Source organism: Caballeronia sordidicola, from assembly GCF_000729995.1.
GTDB lineage: Bacteria > Pseudomonadota > Gammaproteobacteria > Burkholderiales > Burkholderiaceae > Caballeronia > Caballeronia sordidicola_A.
In genome coordinates, this window is record NZ_JNFG01000215.1 from 153560 (window position 1) to 169349 (window position 15790).

Sequence of the window (15790 nt, forward strand, 5' to 3'; positions counted from 1 at the left end):
AAGTTGTTTCGCAGGCAGCCAAGGTCATCTACGTTGAGAGCCGCAGATCTTTGCGAATGCCGGTGTCGACCAGGCCGGCGGGCGCGAATCTGCGTAGCAATCGCAGACGGCGGGCGAGTCCACCGGCTGTGTAGCGGAGTTTCGGGCGAGCCGCAATGGCGGCCTGCAGTACGGTCTCGGCCACAACCTCTGGACCGTCCGCGCCCTCGACTACCTCTTTCACTCGCTTATCCACGGCCGAGCGTACCTCGCGGTACTCGTCCATAGGGGAGTCGGGCGCCATGAAATTCGCGTCGAAAGGCGTCTTGATATAGGCCGGCTCAATGACCGATACCCGGATGCCCAAGGTGCGCAACTCATGGTCGAGCGACTCCGAATAGCCTGCAACGGCATGCTTGGTAGCGGAATACAGCGCCATATACGGCATGGGCAAGAAACCCAGCACAGAGCCGATGTTGATGATGCGACCGCTGCCCTGTCGCCGCATAGGGGGCAACACGGCACGTGTCATGCGGATCATCCCGAAGAAGTTCGTATCGAAGATTGCACGGGCCTGGTCGATCGAACTCTCTTCCGCCGCGGCAGGGGCGACGCCGAAACCAGCGTTGTTCACAAGCAAGTCGATGCGGCCGTGCAGGCGTAGTACCTCCTTGACGGCAGCTTCGACTGATTCGTCGCTAGTCACGTCAAGCGGCAGCATCTCGAACGTCCGCTGACCGGCTTGCGCACCGCGTCGGCTGGTGCCGTAGACCTTGTATCCGGCCTTCGCAAGTCGCTCGGCCGTCGCTTCACCGATTCCTGACGAGGGGCCCGTGACGAGCGCTATTGCGGTTTCCATGATGTTCTTCCGATATTGATGGATGTCATTACGTGCTTGGTCGAGTCTTTGTTTTGAAAGAAATATGATGATTATCATATTTCTTGTTCAGCGAAAACGGCCACCGGGCCGGCAGACTTGCTCAATCGATGGGCGCAAGCTTTTTCAATGCGGCTTCAAGAAAACTTGCCGACAGTTTGGGGTCGTCAACGGCGCGCGCCAGCACCATGGTGCCAACCATGGTGGCCACCATCACAAGCGCTTGTTCGTGCGCGCCCGGCTGGCCCCAATCGGGCAATTGGCGCGCCACAACATCAATCATCTCCTTGATGCGGCGGGTGGCCGCACGCCGCACGACGGGCGCCTGGCGCGGCATCTCCGAACCGAGGGCGGAGACCGGGCAGCCCGTCTCTATGCCTTCACAATGCTCCTTCGACAGATAGGCGCGCACCATGGACGGCAACGCCTGCTCGGGAGGCACGGAGGCGGCAATATGTTCTGAGAGGGCAACGGCTTCAGCACCGGCGCGGTCAGCGGCTTCGGCAAGCAGCACCTCGCGCGATGGGAAGTGGGCATAGAAGCCGCCATGCGTCAGGCCGGCCTCCTTCATGATGTCCGCCACTCCCGTTCCGTCGTACCCGCTGCGCCGAATTGCCCGCGCGGCAACCTCGACGATGCGCTCGTGCGTGATTTCCTTACGGCTAGCGCTTTTCCGCTTGACTGATGGATTTTTCATGATGACCATCATATAACATTTCGGCGAAATTTGTTGTGCGGAAAAATGTCGATAAGAATCGATGTTCGACGAACTTCCGACTTCAGCCGTGAGCTGGCATCCACGCGGGGCTGCTTTTCAGACGCCGCATTGAGAACTAGAACAGCGGGTCAACGGCGTCGTACCGCATCGGCCAGGAAAAAAGCGAAATTTTTCTTCTCCGCGTGTCGAATTTGATAAGCCTCCTTCGTCGTCTCCATGGCAGCATGCGGTTTGCTTGCGCGTTTAGCCCAAACATCGACAGGAGATTTGCCATGACGATTCAAAAGATCACGCCTTTTCTTTGGTACTCCGAGGAAGCTGAAGAGGCCGCTGCTTTCTATGCGGGTGTCTTTCCAGACTCGCGCGTCGTTCGGGTCACTGGGGTGCCGAGCGCCGGTTCCACGAAGGTGGTCGAGTTCGTTCTCTTTGGGCAGCCGTTCATCGCCATGAGCTCCGGGCGACCCGACCCGTTCAACCACGCGGTATCTCTCATGGTGAACTGTGATGGCCAGGAGGAACTTGACCGTTATTGGAACGGCCTTCTCGAGCACGGTGGTTCGCCCGATGCATGCGGCTGGCTGAAAGACCGCTTCGGCGTCTCGTGGCAGATCGTTCCAGCCGATCTCATCGCGATGATGGCTGACCCCGATCAAGCAAAGGCCGGGCGCGTTGCCGGCGCCATGATGAAAATGGTGAAGTTCGACATAGCCGCGCTGAAAGCCGCCTATTCGAGCGCGACGGGCTAACGGAAGGCCAAACCATGGCCGCCTACGCTCACGCCGTCTTATGCTCGCGAGTCGTCACCGCGCTGGAGCGCTGCGATCTGCGAACGCACATAGCTGATGTGCTCGCGCAGCTCGTAGAAATGATCGGCGTAGGCGACCGGCATCTGAAGTTTGTTGAGCCCCTTTTCGATCGCATTGAGCTTCTCGGTGAACTCGACATAGTTCTGTTCGGACGGGTCGTCGAGCACGCTGCGCTCGAGTGCGATCAGTTCGCCGTAGCGCCGGTAGAAGCGCGACTTGACGCGCCACGCGTACAGCGGCGGCACGAAGCGAATCGCCGGTATCAGCACGACGACGATCGGTACGACCAACACCAGGAGGCGGTCTACGAGGCTCGCGAGCCAGAACGGCATTGTCCTGTAGAGGAAGCTCTTGCCGGACTTGTAGTAGCGCACGGCATCCGGACTCAACGGAAAATCATGCGCAACGGGCGCGGGATACTCGCCGGCGGCGTGCAGCAGGCTGGCGCCCCCATGAACCTCGCCGGCGGCCTCGACGATCAGATCCGACAGCGCCGGGTGCAGCGTATCGCGCGCGATCAGCTCCACGGTTGTCTCGACGGTCGCCGTGGGTTCGGCAGGCAGGTTGTCGGCCAGATCGAATGCGCCCATTGGCACTTCGAACTGGCTGAGGAACGGGAAGCTGCGCACGTAGGCTTTCGCCTGCGTGAAGCTGAAGAGCCGGATATCGGGCGTGCGGATCATTTTCTCCATGAGTACGGGGCGCGCGGAATCGGCCGTCAGGAAGGCCACGTCGACTGTGCCTGCCAGCAAGGCGTTCACGGCGTCCTCGCCGACGAGCGGCAGCATCTGCGCGTTGCTGCCTGGCTCGACGCCGTTTGCCCTCAGCAGTAACAGCACGATCTGGCGCGTGCCGCTGCCTTCGCGGCCGATGGCGAGCCGCTTGCCCTTGAATTCCGAGAGCCGTGTGAGTTCGGGGCCGCGATAGAAGACGAAAAGCGGCCAATTGCTGACGCTGCCGAGCGACATCAGGCCTACCTGCCGCGTGTCGGGAGAGACAACGCTCGGGATACTCGTCAGGCCGCTCTGCACGAAGCCGAGATCCACATGACTGGCGGGATCGGCGAGTCGCACGAGGTTCTCCAGCGTGCCTGACGAGGTCAGCACGCGCAGCGTTACGCCGTTGCGCGCGAGGATCTCCTTGTACTTTTGCGCGGCAAACCAGAAGCGGCTGTACTCGGGACCCGCGGACATGGTCAGCGTAGTGGGTGGTGCGGGCTGGATGACGCGGATGGCTACCCAGATCACAACGGCGCCGACAATCACCGTTATGCCGAGAGAGACGGCCAGGTCGAGCCACGAGACGAAGAAATAATAGGCGGCGTGGCGGGATTCAGGCTCATCCAGGGGGGCTTCGTTCGGATGCTCCGGAGAACGTCTGGCGGGATCATTGTTATCCATTTTTGGCGCAGACAGCGAAGTTTCAGGAGATCGCAGCGGATTTTCAGATTAGCGCAAGAGAAACCGGCGTTATCAAACTAGATAGTAATAAGCAACGCGACCTTTATGACTAATGGGATATGACAGGATTTTGCACTCATCTTTTAGTCTTTTTATGGAAGCGAATCTCGACACGCCGTGGGTTCATGGAAGCAGGCAGCGCGGCGAGACAAACAAAGCGGCTCTGCTAAAGCGTACGAGCTCGCTCATTACGAACCCCGCCAGCCGCCTGCGAGCCGTGCAGATCCGCTGGCGTGCGCAGTCAATATCCACTGAACATTCAGGAAGACGCCTCCTCAATCCTGCATCGTCGATCCCGAGGCGTATCTGTTTGGAACCGCACTCTCCCGCGGGAAGGAATAGGTATGCATTCTTGCAAAGCCTGTCCTATATTTCTCGATAGTAACCAATTACAACACGTCACTCGCCTGATTCATTAATACGGGCTCCGGTCCAATTTCATCATCGAGCCGCGATCTCCGGAGCTTGGCGCCTCGACCATTAAGGAAAGCAGAGCAATGATGACTGCCCGCTTGATTGCTCAGACGCAATCCGCGTCTTGTTGCCGTGCGTTTGCCTTCGCTCTGAGCATGTCGTTTCTGTTGTGCAGTTGCGGCGGTAACGCTTCAGCCGCTGACCCGGCGTACGTCACCGCCGCGCGGCCGCAGGTCATTCAATTGTTGAGCGACATGCAGACGCCGGGGGCCGTTGTCTACGTGCAGTCGCCCAAGGGCAACTGGCTCGAATCGTTCGGCACTGCCGTACGGGGCACCAACACGCCGATTCCAACGAATGCGTACTTCCGCGTCGGCAGCGTGACGAAGACATGGACTGCCACGGTCATCCTGCAACTGGTGCAGGAGGGCAAGCTAAGCTTGACGGACCCCGTCAGCAAGTACATCGCCAATGTGCCGAACGGCGATGCAATCACGATCCAGCAACTGCTCGCGATGCGAAGCGGCCTTTACAACTACAGCAAGGACCTCGGGTTCAATCAGGCGCTCGATTCGCAACCGGACCAGCTGTGGACACCCGCCGAGGTTCTCGCCATCGCTTATAGCCACGATGAGGAATTCGCGCCGGACACCGCTCTCGGCTACTCGAATACGAACACCATCCTGCTGGGACAGATCATCGAGCAACTCACCGGCATGAGCGCCGCCGATGCAATCAAGACGCGCCTCTTCGCGCCGCTCGGCCTCACTGCTACCTTTCTGCCTCCGCAAGACGATACGTCGTTGCCTGCGCCGTCCGCGCATGGCTATCTGTGGGGCACGAATGCGGAGACGGCGACCACCCCGGCGCTGTCTCCCGAGCTTCAGGCAGCCGCGAAAAACGGCACGCTGCAGCCGACCGATGTCACCACTGCGTCAGCGTCCTGGGGCTGGACCGCGGGCTCCGGCATTTCGACCATCACGGAACTCGCGGCCGTCGTGCAACGGATGGTGGGCGGCGGCTATCTCAGCGCGGATCTGCAGTCGAAGCGGCTGTCCACCTGCACACCGCTCGTGGCAGACAATCCGAACGCGCCGGCGTATTGCCTGGGCATCGTCAAATACGGGACGTACTACGGGCACAACGGCCAGATCAACGGCTTCAACACGTTCATGGTGTATGACCCGGTGACGGTGACGACGGTCGTCATCTGGACCACGACCGCGGAGTCACCCGATGGCCGGGCGCCCGCTGACACGATCGCGCGAATGGTGATCGGCGAACTCGGCAAACCGTAATTCGGGGCGCGGCGAAGACAAAAAAACAGTCGAACCAGGAGAGCTGCAATGAAAGCAACGATCGACCCGAGGTGCAAACGATGGGCAGCGTTTGCTGCGGCCTTCATTCTCGTGTCATGCGGCGGCTCCAGCAACCCGAACACGGCCGTCCCGGATGCGATCATGCAGATCATGCAGAAGCCCGCGTACAACGGGGCGACCTGGGCGATGCAGGTCGTCGATCTCGATAGCGGGCGCGTGATCTACGATCTCAATTCCAGTTCGCAGGTGTTCATCGCTTCGGTTCGCAAGATATTCTCTACGGGCAACGCGCTCGACGTGCTCGGCGCGCAGCACACACACGTGACGCCCGTGTACAAGCAGGGCACGGTCGATGCAAGCGGCGCACTCAACGGCAACCTGATCATGGTGGCGAGCGGCGATTTGACGATGGGCGGCCGCGCCAATCCGGACGGCACCATCGCGCTCACCGCGTTCGATCACAACGAAGCCGATGGTCTGGGAAATGCCATTCTGTCGACACCCGACCCGCTTGCGGGATTCGACGCCATTGCCGCACAAGTGGCCGCTGCAGGCATCAAGACGGTCAATGGCGATGTCGTCATCGACGACCGTCTTTTCGATCCGTTCCAGTACCGCGAAGAAGAGGGCTTCGACGTCACGCCGATGCTGGTCAACGATGACGTTGTCGATATCTCGTTCAGTTCGAGCGCGCAAGGTGCGCTCCTGCCGTTCAACTATCGGCCGATGTCCGCGGGATTCTCCGTGCAATCGACGCTGGCAACGGCCGCGGCGACGACGGATTTCGCCGTCACGCTCAACCCCGATCCTCCCGCGGTGCCGCTGTGTTTCGGCCAGACGAATTGCGTGGGTGAAGTGGGCGGCACGGTGCCCGCGGGCGTCGCGCCTCCTTTGACCAATGCGTATCCGCTGGTGCGCACGTTCCGCGTGAGCGAGCCGTCCACCTATGCGCGCACGGTGTTCATCGAGGCGCTGGCGCGCGCGGGCGTGACGGTGACGGCGGCGTCCGTCGAGCCGAATCCGGTGGCATTGCTGCCCGCGCAAGGCTCGTATTCGAGCGCGCAGCAGGTGGCTCAGCTTACCTCCGCACCCTATGCGCAGGACCTCCGGTTCGTGAATAAAGTCAGCTACAACATTGGCGCGGACGTGACCCTGATGCTTTACGGTCTCGCTAAAAACGGCTCGAGGACGATGACCGCTGCGCTTGCGACGGAACAAAGCGAACTGTCTTCGACGTTCAAGATATCGCCGGACCAGTATCATTTTATTGACGGAAGCGGTGGCGGCGACACCACCGCGAACGCCAAAGCCGTTATCGCGATGCTGCGTGGCATGCAATCGATGCCGGACTATGCGACCTACGTCGCTACGCTGCCCTCGCTCGGCGTCGATGGATCGCTCACGACCGTCACGGACTTCGAAGCCGACCCTACGCTGGCAGGCGCCAAAGGGCAGGTGTACGCGAAGACAGGCACGTATGTGGGCTTGAGCACGACCACGCCCGAAGTACCGCTTCTCAAGGCACAGGCGCTCGCCGGTTATATCGACGCTAAGAGCGGCCGCCGGATCGCCTTCTTCATGACGATGAACAATGCCGTGTTCGAAGGCTTCCCGACCGTTCTGAACGCCTTCCAGGACGAAGGCGAGATTGCGGCGCAACTCTGGAAGCTGCAATGATGTGGCAACCCCCTGCGTTGCTCTTTGCATTCGGACAGGCCCGTCGAAAGGAGTGACATGCGCGCACCCTTTCCGGCGGTTCTCGCGTTGCTCGCTTCCTGCGTGCTCATAGCTAGCTGCGGGAGCGACGACACGGCCGATCCGATCTCGCAGATCATGCACAAGCCGCGCTATACGAGCGCGAATTCGCAGTGGTCGATGGTCGTGATGGACGCGAACACGGGCCAGGTGCTCGAGACGATGCAACCCGACAAGCTCGTGCTGACTGCATCGGTGCGCAAGTTGTATTCGGTCGCGACTGCGCTCAACGTGGTCGGCGCGGATCATAGCTTCGTCACGCCGGTATATAGCAGCGGCGTTGTCGATTCGTCCGGCAAGTTGACGGGTAATTTGATTCTCAAGGCGTCCGGCGATCTCACGTTCGGCGGACGGCAGAAGCCTGACGGTACCGTTGATTTCACCGATTTCGATCACAACGACGCGCGCGGTTTTGGCGGTGCGATTCTCACACCGGAAGATCCGCTGACTGCGTTGAACGACCTGGCGCAACAGGTCAGGGCGTCGGGCATTACGTCGGTCGATGGCGACGTGATCATCGACGATCGCCTGTTCGATGCGTTTCGCGTGCCGAATGGCAATGTGCTGATCTCGCCGATCGACATCAACGAGAACGTGATCGACGTGACGCTCTCGCCGGGCGCATCAGCGGGGCAGGCCGGCGTGCTCGACTGGCGCCCGCGCACCAGCGCAATGACAATGCAAGGCACGTCGCTGACGACAGCGGCCAGCAGCAATGCCGATATCCTCGTGTCCGGGGACGCACTGAATGCCGCGCCGCTGTCCTGCCTCGCCGCGCCCGGCTGCAAGGGCACGCTGTCGAGCAACGAAAGCCTCTCCGCGCCCGCGACAATTCCGCTCGGTTACGTGTCGCCGCTCGTCGGCAACGGCCTCTACGTGAGTATCCTGCGCGTCGAGGATCCGCCGTCGTTTGCGCGCACTGCCTTCATCGATGCGTTGGTCCGGGCAGGCGTGTCCGTGTCGGCGGCCGCCGTGCAGCCGAACCAGACAAGCGCGTTGCCGCCGACGCAAGATTATGCGAGCGCGGCGCAGGTCGCGAGCTTCACGTCTATGCCGTATTCCGAATTCGCCAAGCTTGTGCTGAAAGTGAGCCTGAACACCGGCGCGAATTTGAGTTTGATGTACCAGGGGCTTGCGCAAGGCGTTCGCACTGTCGGAGACGCGCTCACCTCCGAGCGTAAATTCCTGACCGGCACGCTCGGCCTCGACGGCACGGGCTTTAATTTCCCGACCAATGGCAGCGGCACGCCCGACAGCCAGGCGACCGCGCGCACGACCGCGACACTTTTGACCGCAATGAGCCGCCTGCCTGTCTATCCGGTGTATCGCGATGCGCTGTCGATTCTCGGCGTCGACGGATCGCTCGCGGCGGTCGGCAAGAACGTCGTGGGTAAGGAGCACATCTTCGTCAAGAGCGGCGCGACCGTCGCCAATGACGAGATGGTCGCCATGAACATGGCGGGCTACATTGAAGCGAAGAGCGGTCGAATACTCGCCTATGCACTGTTCGTCAATAACGCCGGCCCCATCACCGAGCTTACCGACACCCTGGAGGTTTTCGACGACGAAGCGATGATCCTTGGCATCGTCTATGCGAAATACTGAGGGTCAAGCCGAGTGCGCCTAACTGGTCTTCCTGACCCTCGCGGTAATGCTGACGAAGCGCGCCGCGCTTGCCGTGAAAGACGGCACGTGCGACGCTGTGGCGACTTTCGCCGCGGTTGAGTTGCGTCAACGTGCCCGGCGTTTCGCTTCGTCGTCGATATAGGTCAAAGTGTGCAAGCTCTTGTCGATGCGACCGAACTCGGCAATGGCCAGTCCCGGAACCTGAGCGCGTCATGCAAGGTGGACGCGGATGCGCGCTTCATGGCAAAAAAAGGCTCCGCATGACGCGGGTGCCGCGAAGCAGTTCCAGCGGCTTCCGAGGGCCTTGTGCCAGAACGGGAGAGATCGTTACCTTGCAGACATCAGATATCGTGCTCGAGACACTCGATCACGTTGGCGCAGCGCCTGTGTGCGCATGCAACAGTGCACCAAACGCTTCCGCCGTCAACGGCATGCCGAGCAGGAACCCTTGCATCTGGTCACACAGCAGGCCCTTCAGCTTGTCGAGTTGCGAGGTCGTCTCGACGCCTTCGGCCACCACGTCCATCTCGAGCGAATGCGCGAGCGCAATGATCGCCGAGACGATCGCGCTGCCCTCGTGACCGTTCGCGTCGAGCCCGTTGGTGAAAAAGCGGTCGATCTTCAACTGCTTCACCCGGAAGCGCTGCAGGTAGGCAAGGCTCGAATAGCCGGTGCCGAAGTCGTCAATCGCAATCTCGAAGCCGTTGGCATGGAACGCACCGATCATCTCGATGGTTCGCGGCGCATCCTGCATTGCCACGGTCTCAGTGATCTCGAACATGATCCGGTCGCACTGGACCTGTTCGGACCGGACGATATCGAGCATCGTCGCGACCAGATCCGGCTGCGTCAGTTGCCGGGGCGACAGGTTGATGGCCACCTTGACCGCTGGCAGACCGCTGGCCTCCCAGCGGCGGATCTGCCGGCAGGTTTCGCGCGCGACCCAGTAACCGATCTGGACAATCTGCCCGGAGCGTTCGGCGACCGGAATGAATTCCAGCGGCGGCAAGCTGCCAATCTCCGGGTGGTTCAGGCGCAGCAGCGCCTCGGCACCGGCCAGTTCGCCGTTGGCGCCACGGAATTTCGGCTGGAAGTGCAGGCAGAAATAGCCAGCACCCAGCGCTTCGTGCAGCGCGTGCTGGATCTGCAGGGTGCGGGTGGCCGCCTCGTTCATGCTCGCCTCGAAGAAACGGTACGTGCCGCGCCCGCTCCGTTTGGCTTCGTACATCGCGGCGTCCGCGTGCTTGAGCAACGTGTCGGCCGTTTCGCCGTCCTGCGGGAACAGCGCAATGCCGATGCTCGGCGTCACCTGCAAGGGTTGCTTGTCGGCCCAGACACCTTTGCGCATGCGTTCGAGCACGCTTTCCGCCATGTGGCCAGCATCATCCGGCGACGCGATATGTTCAAGCAGCACCACGAATTCATCCCCGCCCAGCCGGGCGACGGTGTCGCCACCGCGTACGCAATGCAGCAGCCGCTGCGCGAAGGCTTTCAGAACCTCGTCACCCGCCGTATGCCCGAGCGAGTCGTTGATGGTCTTGAAGCCGTCGAGATCCATGAATAGGATCGCAAAGAGGTTCTGCTGCTGTCTGGCTGTCTGAATCGCGTGTTCGATGCGTTTGGTCAGCGTGCGGCGGTTCGGCAGGTCGGTGAGGGTGTCGAAAGTCGCCATCCGGACGATCTGGCCGTTCAGTTGCGACACCGAGCCGGCCAGCAGGGTGGTTCTGGCGTCGAAGCGCGACAGCATCAGCGTCACGGTCAGGATCGCGAACGTGAACAGCGTGATCGTGACGGCCAGCCAGTGTCCATCGATGCCGTTTGCCGAACCGCAGATCGATCCGAGCGGGAATTCTGCCGCGGCGCTCCCGGTGTAATGCATGCCGGTAATCGCAACCCCCATCACAACGGCCGCACCGAGACGTTTGGCGATCATGTGGCGCTGATCCGCGTCGCTCAGCGTTCGCGCGATCCAGAGGGCGACGCAGGACGCGACGATGGCGATCATGATCGAGATGGCGACCAGCACCGGATCATACTGGATGCCGGGTTTCATCCGCATCGCGGCGTCGCCCGTGTAATGCATGCCGGCGATGCCGAAGCCCATCAAGATGCCGCCAGCGACCAGGCGTCGCGGCGTCAGTTTCGCGCGCGTAATCACAAACAGCGCAAAGTACGACACCAGCACCGCGATCACGAGCGAGCCGGCAGTGATGACCAGATCGTAGCCTAGGGCGATCGGTAGCGAGAACGCCAGCATGCCGATGAAATGCATCGACCAGATGCCGATGCCCATCGCGGCGGCGCCCCCCGCGAGCCATGCGCGGCGCAGTCCTGCCTGTGTCAGCAGGGAGAGGCGGCCTGACAGGTCCAGTGCGGTAAACGAGGCCAGCGTCGCGACAACCAGCGACAGCGCGACCAGCCATAAGTTGTAGGTGCCGTGCATGGCGATTCCGGTAAGCGGATTTTATTAACTATCAATTCAATTCAATACCATTCGATATCGGCCGCGTTGGCATTTTCTTGAGCCACGGCGGCTCTGCACCGTGCCAGGAATAGTGCGCCAGGCATATCGTGCGTTGCCGGTTCCTGATTCGCGTGCTAAAACCCGTACCCGACGACTGCAAAATGGGCTTTTATTTGCGGCTGCATGGAACGCGTAGCCGTTAATGCGCAGGTCGATCAAGGGGAGCTTTCAGGCTCAAGTCGCTTACGCCGACCGAAAATTGAGCCAGTTGTCCAGGTTTTAGGTCTTGATGTGGTGGATCTTTAGCGAATCTCGGCCGCCCCTCGACATTGCCATTGCGGATAAACGGCATTGAGTAAAGCCATCTCTTGCTTGCGTGGCTCGCACCCGCCAGGCCGTCAGTTCAGCGTCTTTTCCTGGGGTTTTCCAGTGCAGACTGCGCCCGATGGTCGCCTGTCACGCAGCGCTCACGGCACATTATTGGCAGGCGTACGCCTGCTGCGACATGACTCAATCAAAGCTTCAAGCTGTTCAAGGGCGGCTGGCTTGACCAGGTGACAATCGAAACCGGCCTGCCGGCACCGCTCCGCATGCTGTTCTCCTCCATACCCACTCAGCGCGATCAGGACAGCATCGGCCACGACCGGCATCGTACGTAACCGTCGTGCGACCTCATAGCCGTCCATTCCGGGCAGGCCAATGTCGAGCAGTACCACGTCAGGGCGAAAATGCTCTGCGGCCTGCAACGCGGCTGGCCCGTCCCAGGCTACCTGCACCTCGTGTCCGTCGAGCCGCAACACCGCAGCACTGCTTTCCGCCGCGTCGACATTGTCGTCGACCACTAGGATCCGGTGGTTAGCGCTCGGCCCTTCTGCTGATCGACCGGAGTCCGGTGCGCGCTCCGGTACGGTGCCCGGCGGCAGTGCCGGAAGCCGGACGACAAACCTGCTGCCGCGATCAAGACCTTCACTGGAAGCATGCACCGTTCCCTGGTGCAGCTCTACAAGCCGCCGCACCAGCGTCAGGCCGAGCCCGAGACCCGCGCCCCTGCGATCCGGCGTTCGCTCCGCCTGAACAAAGATCCTGAAAATCGTAGGGATGAACTCGGCAGTCATGCCGATACCGTTGTCGGTGACGCTCAGTACGGCATCGTGCCTTTCGCGTTCGAGCGAAAGCCGGATGCGACCGCCCGCAGGGGTGTACTTGATCGCGTTGCCGAGCAGGTTCGTCACGATCTGCTCAAGCCGCATCGTATCGCCCTCGACCGTCAAGCTTTCCTCTGGCAACTCGAGAACCAGCTCGTGCTCTCGCATTCCGATTTCGGAGCGCATCGTTTCGACCGCGTGGCGAACCGCATCAGCCAGATCGATGCGCTGTTCCTTGAGCGTGATGATGCCGCGCGTAATCCGCGAGACGTCCAGCAGATCGTCAACCAGACCGATCTCATTGGCGAGCTGACGCTGGGCGGCAGCCTGAGCGGCCTTGATGGACGCATCGTCGGCGTCCCCGCGTTGCCATAGCTGTATCCCGTTGCGAATCGCAGCAAGGGGATTACGCAGTTCGTGCGCGAGCATGGCAAGGAATTCGTCCTTTTGATGATCCGCCGCTTCAAGCCGCGTCACCGCATCGCGCTGTTGGGTCATGTCCTGAATGGTTAGCAGGACAAGCGCCTGCTCAGGCCAGGCGATGCGCATTGCATTAAGGCGCATGGTGCGCGTGCCGATGCGCGGAAACTCGTGCGTGATCTCGTAGTCCCGAACGCTGGTCCTCGTCGGAAGAATCTCTTCGAGCATCGTGCGCAGCGCAGGAATATCCCACTGGCGGTTGCCCAGAAGATACAGCTTCGTGCCAATCGTCGCCTCGGCCGCGGTCGCGAACGCCTCATAGAAAGCGCGATTCGCGCGCGCGATGCGCAGATCCGCCTCGAGTACCAAGACCGGTTCGGCGATCGTTTCAATGATCGCCTCGGCGTAGTCGCGCGCACGAGCGACTTCATCGTGGACGGTCTTGAGCTCACGGACCCGGTAGCGCAGTTCGTCGTTGGTCGTGGAAAGCTCCTCGTTGATTGACTGGAGCTCCTCCTTGGCTGTCTCGAGTTCCTCGTTGGTGCTCTGGAATTCCTCGTTGCTGGAGAGCAGTTCCTCCTCGCTCGATTTGAGCTCCTCGCGGGCGCTCTCATGCTCCTCGATCGTTGCCCGAAGCTGTTCACGGGTAGCGTCCAGCTCAGTTCTGAGCCGCGCGATCTCCGCGTCCTGGATGCCGCGGTCCTGCTCACCTGTTCGGGCGAGGCCCCGCTTCAAGGTCCGAAGCACGGCAGACCTGATCGAACCATCCGCGAACGCAGCTTCACCGCTTGCCGCTGTCCGTCGCGGCGTGCCCTCAAAGAAGACGATAAACCAGCGTCCATCGGCGCCGGCCATCTGTATCTGATGCACCTCGATGCCAGCATCACTCGCGCTCTCGGGATGTCCGATGCGCAGTCCTGTCCTGCGCAACGGGGCGCCGCTCTGGCGTGCCTGCCGGACGGCTTCGCTGATGGCCAGAAACACGTCCGGCCGGGCGAGCCGTTGCAGGTTGCTGCTCGGTGGCCCTTCGGGATTGACCAGATACGGTCCGGTGTCGCCGTGAAACTCGATGATGTTCAGTTCGTCATCGCACAGGACATAGGGCGGTGCATACCGCGCGAGCGCCTTGCGTGAGGCCTCGCGACCCAGCCGTTCAACGAGCGGCGGCTCGCGTCGATCCTGCGTCGAACTCGTGGGTTGAACCGCCGATTCGGGCGAAGACATCAGGCTGAGCGAACGGCCACCCGGGCGTCCAAGACGGGGCTTCTTGCTGTAGAGCTTCGTGCGCTTGCTTTCGATGACGCCGAACAGGTCGGAGAAGGCGCCCACCGTTTCCGACGGCCCCAGCATCAGCACACCGTCGGCACGCAATGCATAGTGAAACAGCGGCATGACGTTTCGCTGCAGAACCGGATTCAGGTAAATGAGGAGATTGCGGCAGCTGACGAGATCCATCCGCGAGAAGGGCGGGTCGGTGGCAACGTTGTGACGTGCGAACGTGCAGAGATCCCGGATCCGCTTGTCGACCCGGTAATAATCGCCGTCCCGTACAAAGTAGCGTTGCAGACGCTGGGACGATACATTTCGCGCGATGTTTTCTATATAGCGTCCGGCGCGGGCAATCTCCAGTGCATCGACGCTCACGTCGGTGCCAAAAATCTGGATCGGCGTAGCCGCTGCGCGTTCTCCCAGGTATTCGATCAGGCAGATGGCGATCGAATAGACTTCCTCACCGGTTGAACAGCCGGGAATCCACAAACGGATCGGCATATCCGGTTCGCGGTCTCCGAGCAACCTCGGAAATACCGTCTGGACCAGTGCTTCGAACGTTTCGGGGTCGCGGAAAAATTCGGTCACCCGGATCAGCAGATCCCGTCCGAGTGCGTGCACTTCCGTCGCATCGGATTCGAGCACGACTAAGTAGTCTGCGACGGACGAGATCTGACGCAGCGCCATGCGCCGGGAGAGCCTGCGTTCAATGGTGCCGCGCTTGTAGTGCGTGAAATCGACGTTGCAGGCCTTGTGCAGCATCCGGAATAAGTGCCGAAGACTTTTCTCAGCCTGGGTTGCCGGCATCGGCTGATCGGGACCGGCATGTGGCTGCCGTCCGATCCGCACGATCTCCTCTGCGATCTGCCGAGGGGGAAGAACCATATCGACGCATCCCGTGCCGATGGCTGCCTGAGGCATGCTGGCAAAACGGGCGGTCATCTCGTCCTGGGCGAACGTGATGCCACCTTCGTTCTGGATCGTCTTGAGACCTAGCGCACCGTCGGATCCGCTGCCCGAGAGAATCACCCCGATGGCGTTGGCGCCCTGGTCGTTGGCAAGTGACTCCAGCAGGTCGTCGATGGGCATGGGTGGCCCGAGAATGTCGTCGCGTGGCCGCAGATTGATGCGCCGGTGCGCCACCCGCATGCGGGCGTTGGGCGGAATCACATAGACGTGGTCAGCCTCAATGGCCATCCCCTCGATCGCCTCGACAACTGGCATTGCAGTATGTTTGGTCAGAATGTCCGGCAGCAGGCTGCGACGGGACGGATCGAGATGCTGAACGATAAGGAACGCCAGCCCGCTCGAACGCGGAATCGTGGAGATGAGCTCGGAGATTGCCTCCAGTCCGCCCGCGGACGCGCCGATTCCCACAATAGGAAAGGCTAGAGGCACCGCCTCTTCGTCCGTCGTTGGTATGTTGATCACAGGCCAGATCCTGGTCGGAGCAAACGTAGTTTTGACATGGCTATAGCCATTTTTATGCCTGGTCACGCGCGAACAGGGCACTGAAGGGCAGTCGGCCGGGGAGATGA

At 61.2% G+C, this 15790-nt stretch carries 9 protein-coding genes and 1 pseudogene; 4 read left to right on the forward strand and 6 right to left on the reverse strand.

Annotated elements, in window-relative coordinates:
- Positions 1–28: 28 nt before the first annotated feature.
- Positions 29–838 (reverse strand): oxidoreductase, encoded by an 810-nt coding sequence (locus FH08_RS0147415; protein WP_031365090.1) that lies wholly within the window; start codon positions 836–838, stop codon positions 29–31.
- 121 nt (positions 839–959) lie between these two features.
- Complete coding sequence (locus FH08_RS0147420; RefSeq protein ID WP_031365091.1) at positions 960–1565, reverse strand: TetR/AcrR family transcriptional regulator; 606 nt, start codon at positions 1563–1565, stop codon at positions 960–962.
- Between the two features lie 281 nt (positions 1566–1846).
- Between FH08_RS0147420 and FH08_RS0147425 the strand changes: the two genes are divergently transcribed.
- Positions 1847–2320 carry a VOC family protein gene (locus tag FH08_RS0147425; protein WP_031365092.1) on the forward strand — a complete coding sequence of 158 codons (474 nt, stop codon included), beginning with the start codon at positions 1847–1849 and terminating at the stop codon, positions 2318–2320.
- A gap of 38 nt (positions 2321–2358) precedes the next feature.
- On the opposite strand, the gene FH08_RS0147430 is transcribed toward FH08_RS0147425, so the two are convergent.
- Positions 2359–3780: a TAXI family TRAP transporter solute-binding subunit gene (locus FH08_RS0147430; RefSeq protein WP_051889077.1), complete on the reverse strand. Its 1422-nt coding sequence runs from the start codon at positions 3778–3780 to the stop codon at positions 2359–2361.
- 557 nt (positions 3781–4337) lie between these two features.
- Between FH08_RS0147430 and FH08_RS0147440 the strand changes: the two genes are divergently transcribed.
- The 3 genes from FH08_RS0147440 (at position 4338) to FH08_RS0147450 (ending at position 8933) form a co-directional block, all read left to right on the forward strand.
- The gene (locus FH08_RS0147440) at positions 4338–5552 is read left to right on the forward strand and encodes a serine hydrolase domain-containing protein (protein WP_035569076.1); all 1215 of its coding nucleotides are present in this window, start codon (positions 4338–4340) and stop codon (positions 5550–5552) included.
- Between the two features lie 48 nt (positions 5553–5600).
- Positions 5601–7250 (forward strand): D-alanyl-D-alanine carboxypeptidase/D-alanyl-D-alanine-endopeptidase, encoded by a 1650-nt coding sequence (locus FH08_RS0147445; protein ID WP_031365095.1) that lies wholly within the window; start codon positions 5601–5603, stop codon positions 7248–7250.
- 156 nt (positions 7251–7406) lie between these two features.
- The gene (locus FH08_RS0147450) at positions 7407–8933 is read left to right on the forward strand and encodes a D-alanyl-D-alanine carboxypeptidase (protein ID WP_268810852.1); all 1527 of its coding nucleotides are present in this window, start codon (positions 7407–7409) and stop codon (positions 8931–8933) included.
- On the opposite strand, the pseudogene FH08_RS51195 reads toward FH08_RS0147450, so the two are convergent.
- The 3 genes and pseudogenes from FH08_RS51195 to FH08_RS0147465 form a co-directional block, all read right to left on the reverse strand.
- Positions 8926–9143 (reverse strand): annotated as a pseudogene (locus tag FH08_RS51195) (Tn3 family transposase); the annotation flags it as partial. The gene FH08_RS0147450 and the pseudogene FH08_RS51195 overlap by 8 nt on opposite strands.
- A 178-nt stretch (positions 9144–9321) precedes the next feature.
- Positions 9322–11397 (reverse strand): putative bifunctional diguanylate cyclase/phosphodiesterase, encoded by a 2076-nt coding sequence (locus tag FH08_RS0147460; protein WP_031365097.1) that lies wholly within the window; start codon positions 11395–11397, stop codon positions 9322–9324.
- Between the two features lie 488 nt (positions 11398–11885).
- A complete protein-coding gene (locus FH08_RS0147465; RefSeq protein WP_031365098.1) occupies positions 11886–15683 on the reverse strand; it encodes a chemotaxis protein CheB in 3798 nt (1265 codons plus the stop codon).
- Between the last annotated feature and the right edge of the window lie 107 nt (positions 15684–15790).

What these genes read in the sequence shown, in the direction of transcription:
- FH08_RS0147415 (WP_031365090.1), bottom strand. Translation starts at nt 838, where the DNA reads ATGGAAACCGCAATAGCGCTCGTCACGGGCCCCTCGTCAGGAATCGGT.
- FH08_RS0147420 (WP_031365091.1), bottom strand. Translation starts at nt 1,565, where the DNA reads ATGATGGTCATCATGAAAAATCCATCAGTCAAGCGGAAAAGCGCTAGC.
- FH08_RS0147425 (WP_031365092.1), top strand. Translation starts at nt 1,847, where the DNA reads ATGACGATTCAAAAGATCACGCCTTTTCTTTGGTACTCCGAGGAAGCT.
- FH08_RS0147430 (WP_051889077.1), bottom strand. Translation starts at nt 3,780, where the DNA reads ATGGATAACAATGATCCCGCCAGACGTTCTCCGGAGCATCCGAACGAA.
- FH08_RS0147440 (WP_035569076.1), top strand. Translation starts at nt 4,338, where the DNA reads ATGATGACTGCCCGCTTGATTGCTCAGACGCAATCCGCGTCTTGTTGC.
- FH08_RS0147445 (WP_031365095.1), top strand. Translation starts at nt 5,601, where the DNA reads ATGAAAGCAACGATCGACCCGAGGTGCAAACGATGGGCAGCGTTTGCT.
- FH08_RS0147450 (WP_268810852.1), top strand. Translation starts at nt 7,407, where the DNA reads ATGCACAAGCCGCGCTATACGAGCGCGAATTCGCAGTGGTCGATGGTC.
- FH08_RS0147460 (WP_031365097.1), bottom strand. Translation starts at nt 11,397, where the DNA reads ATGCACGGCACCTACAACTTATGGCTGGTCGCGCTGTCGCTGGTTGTC.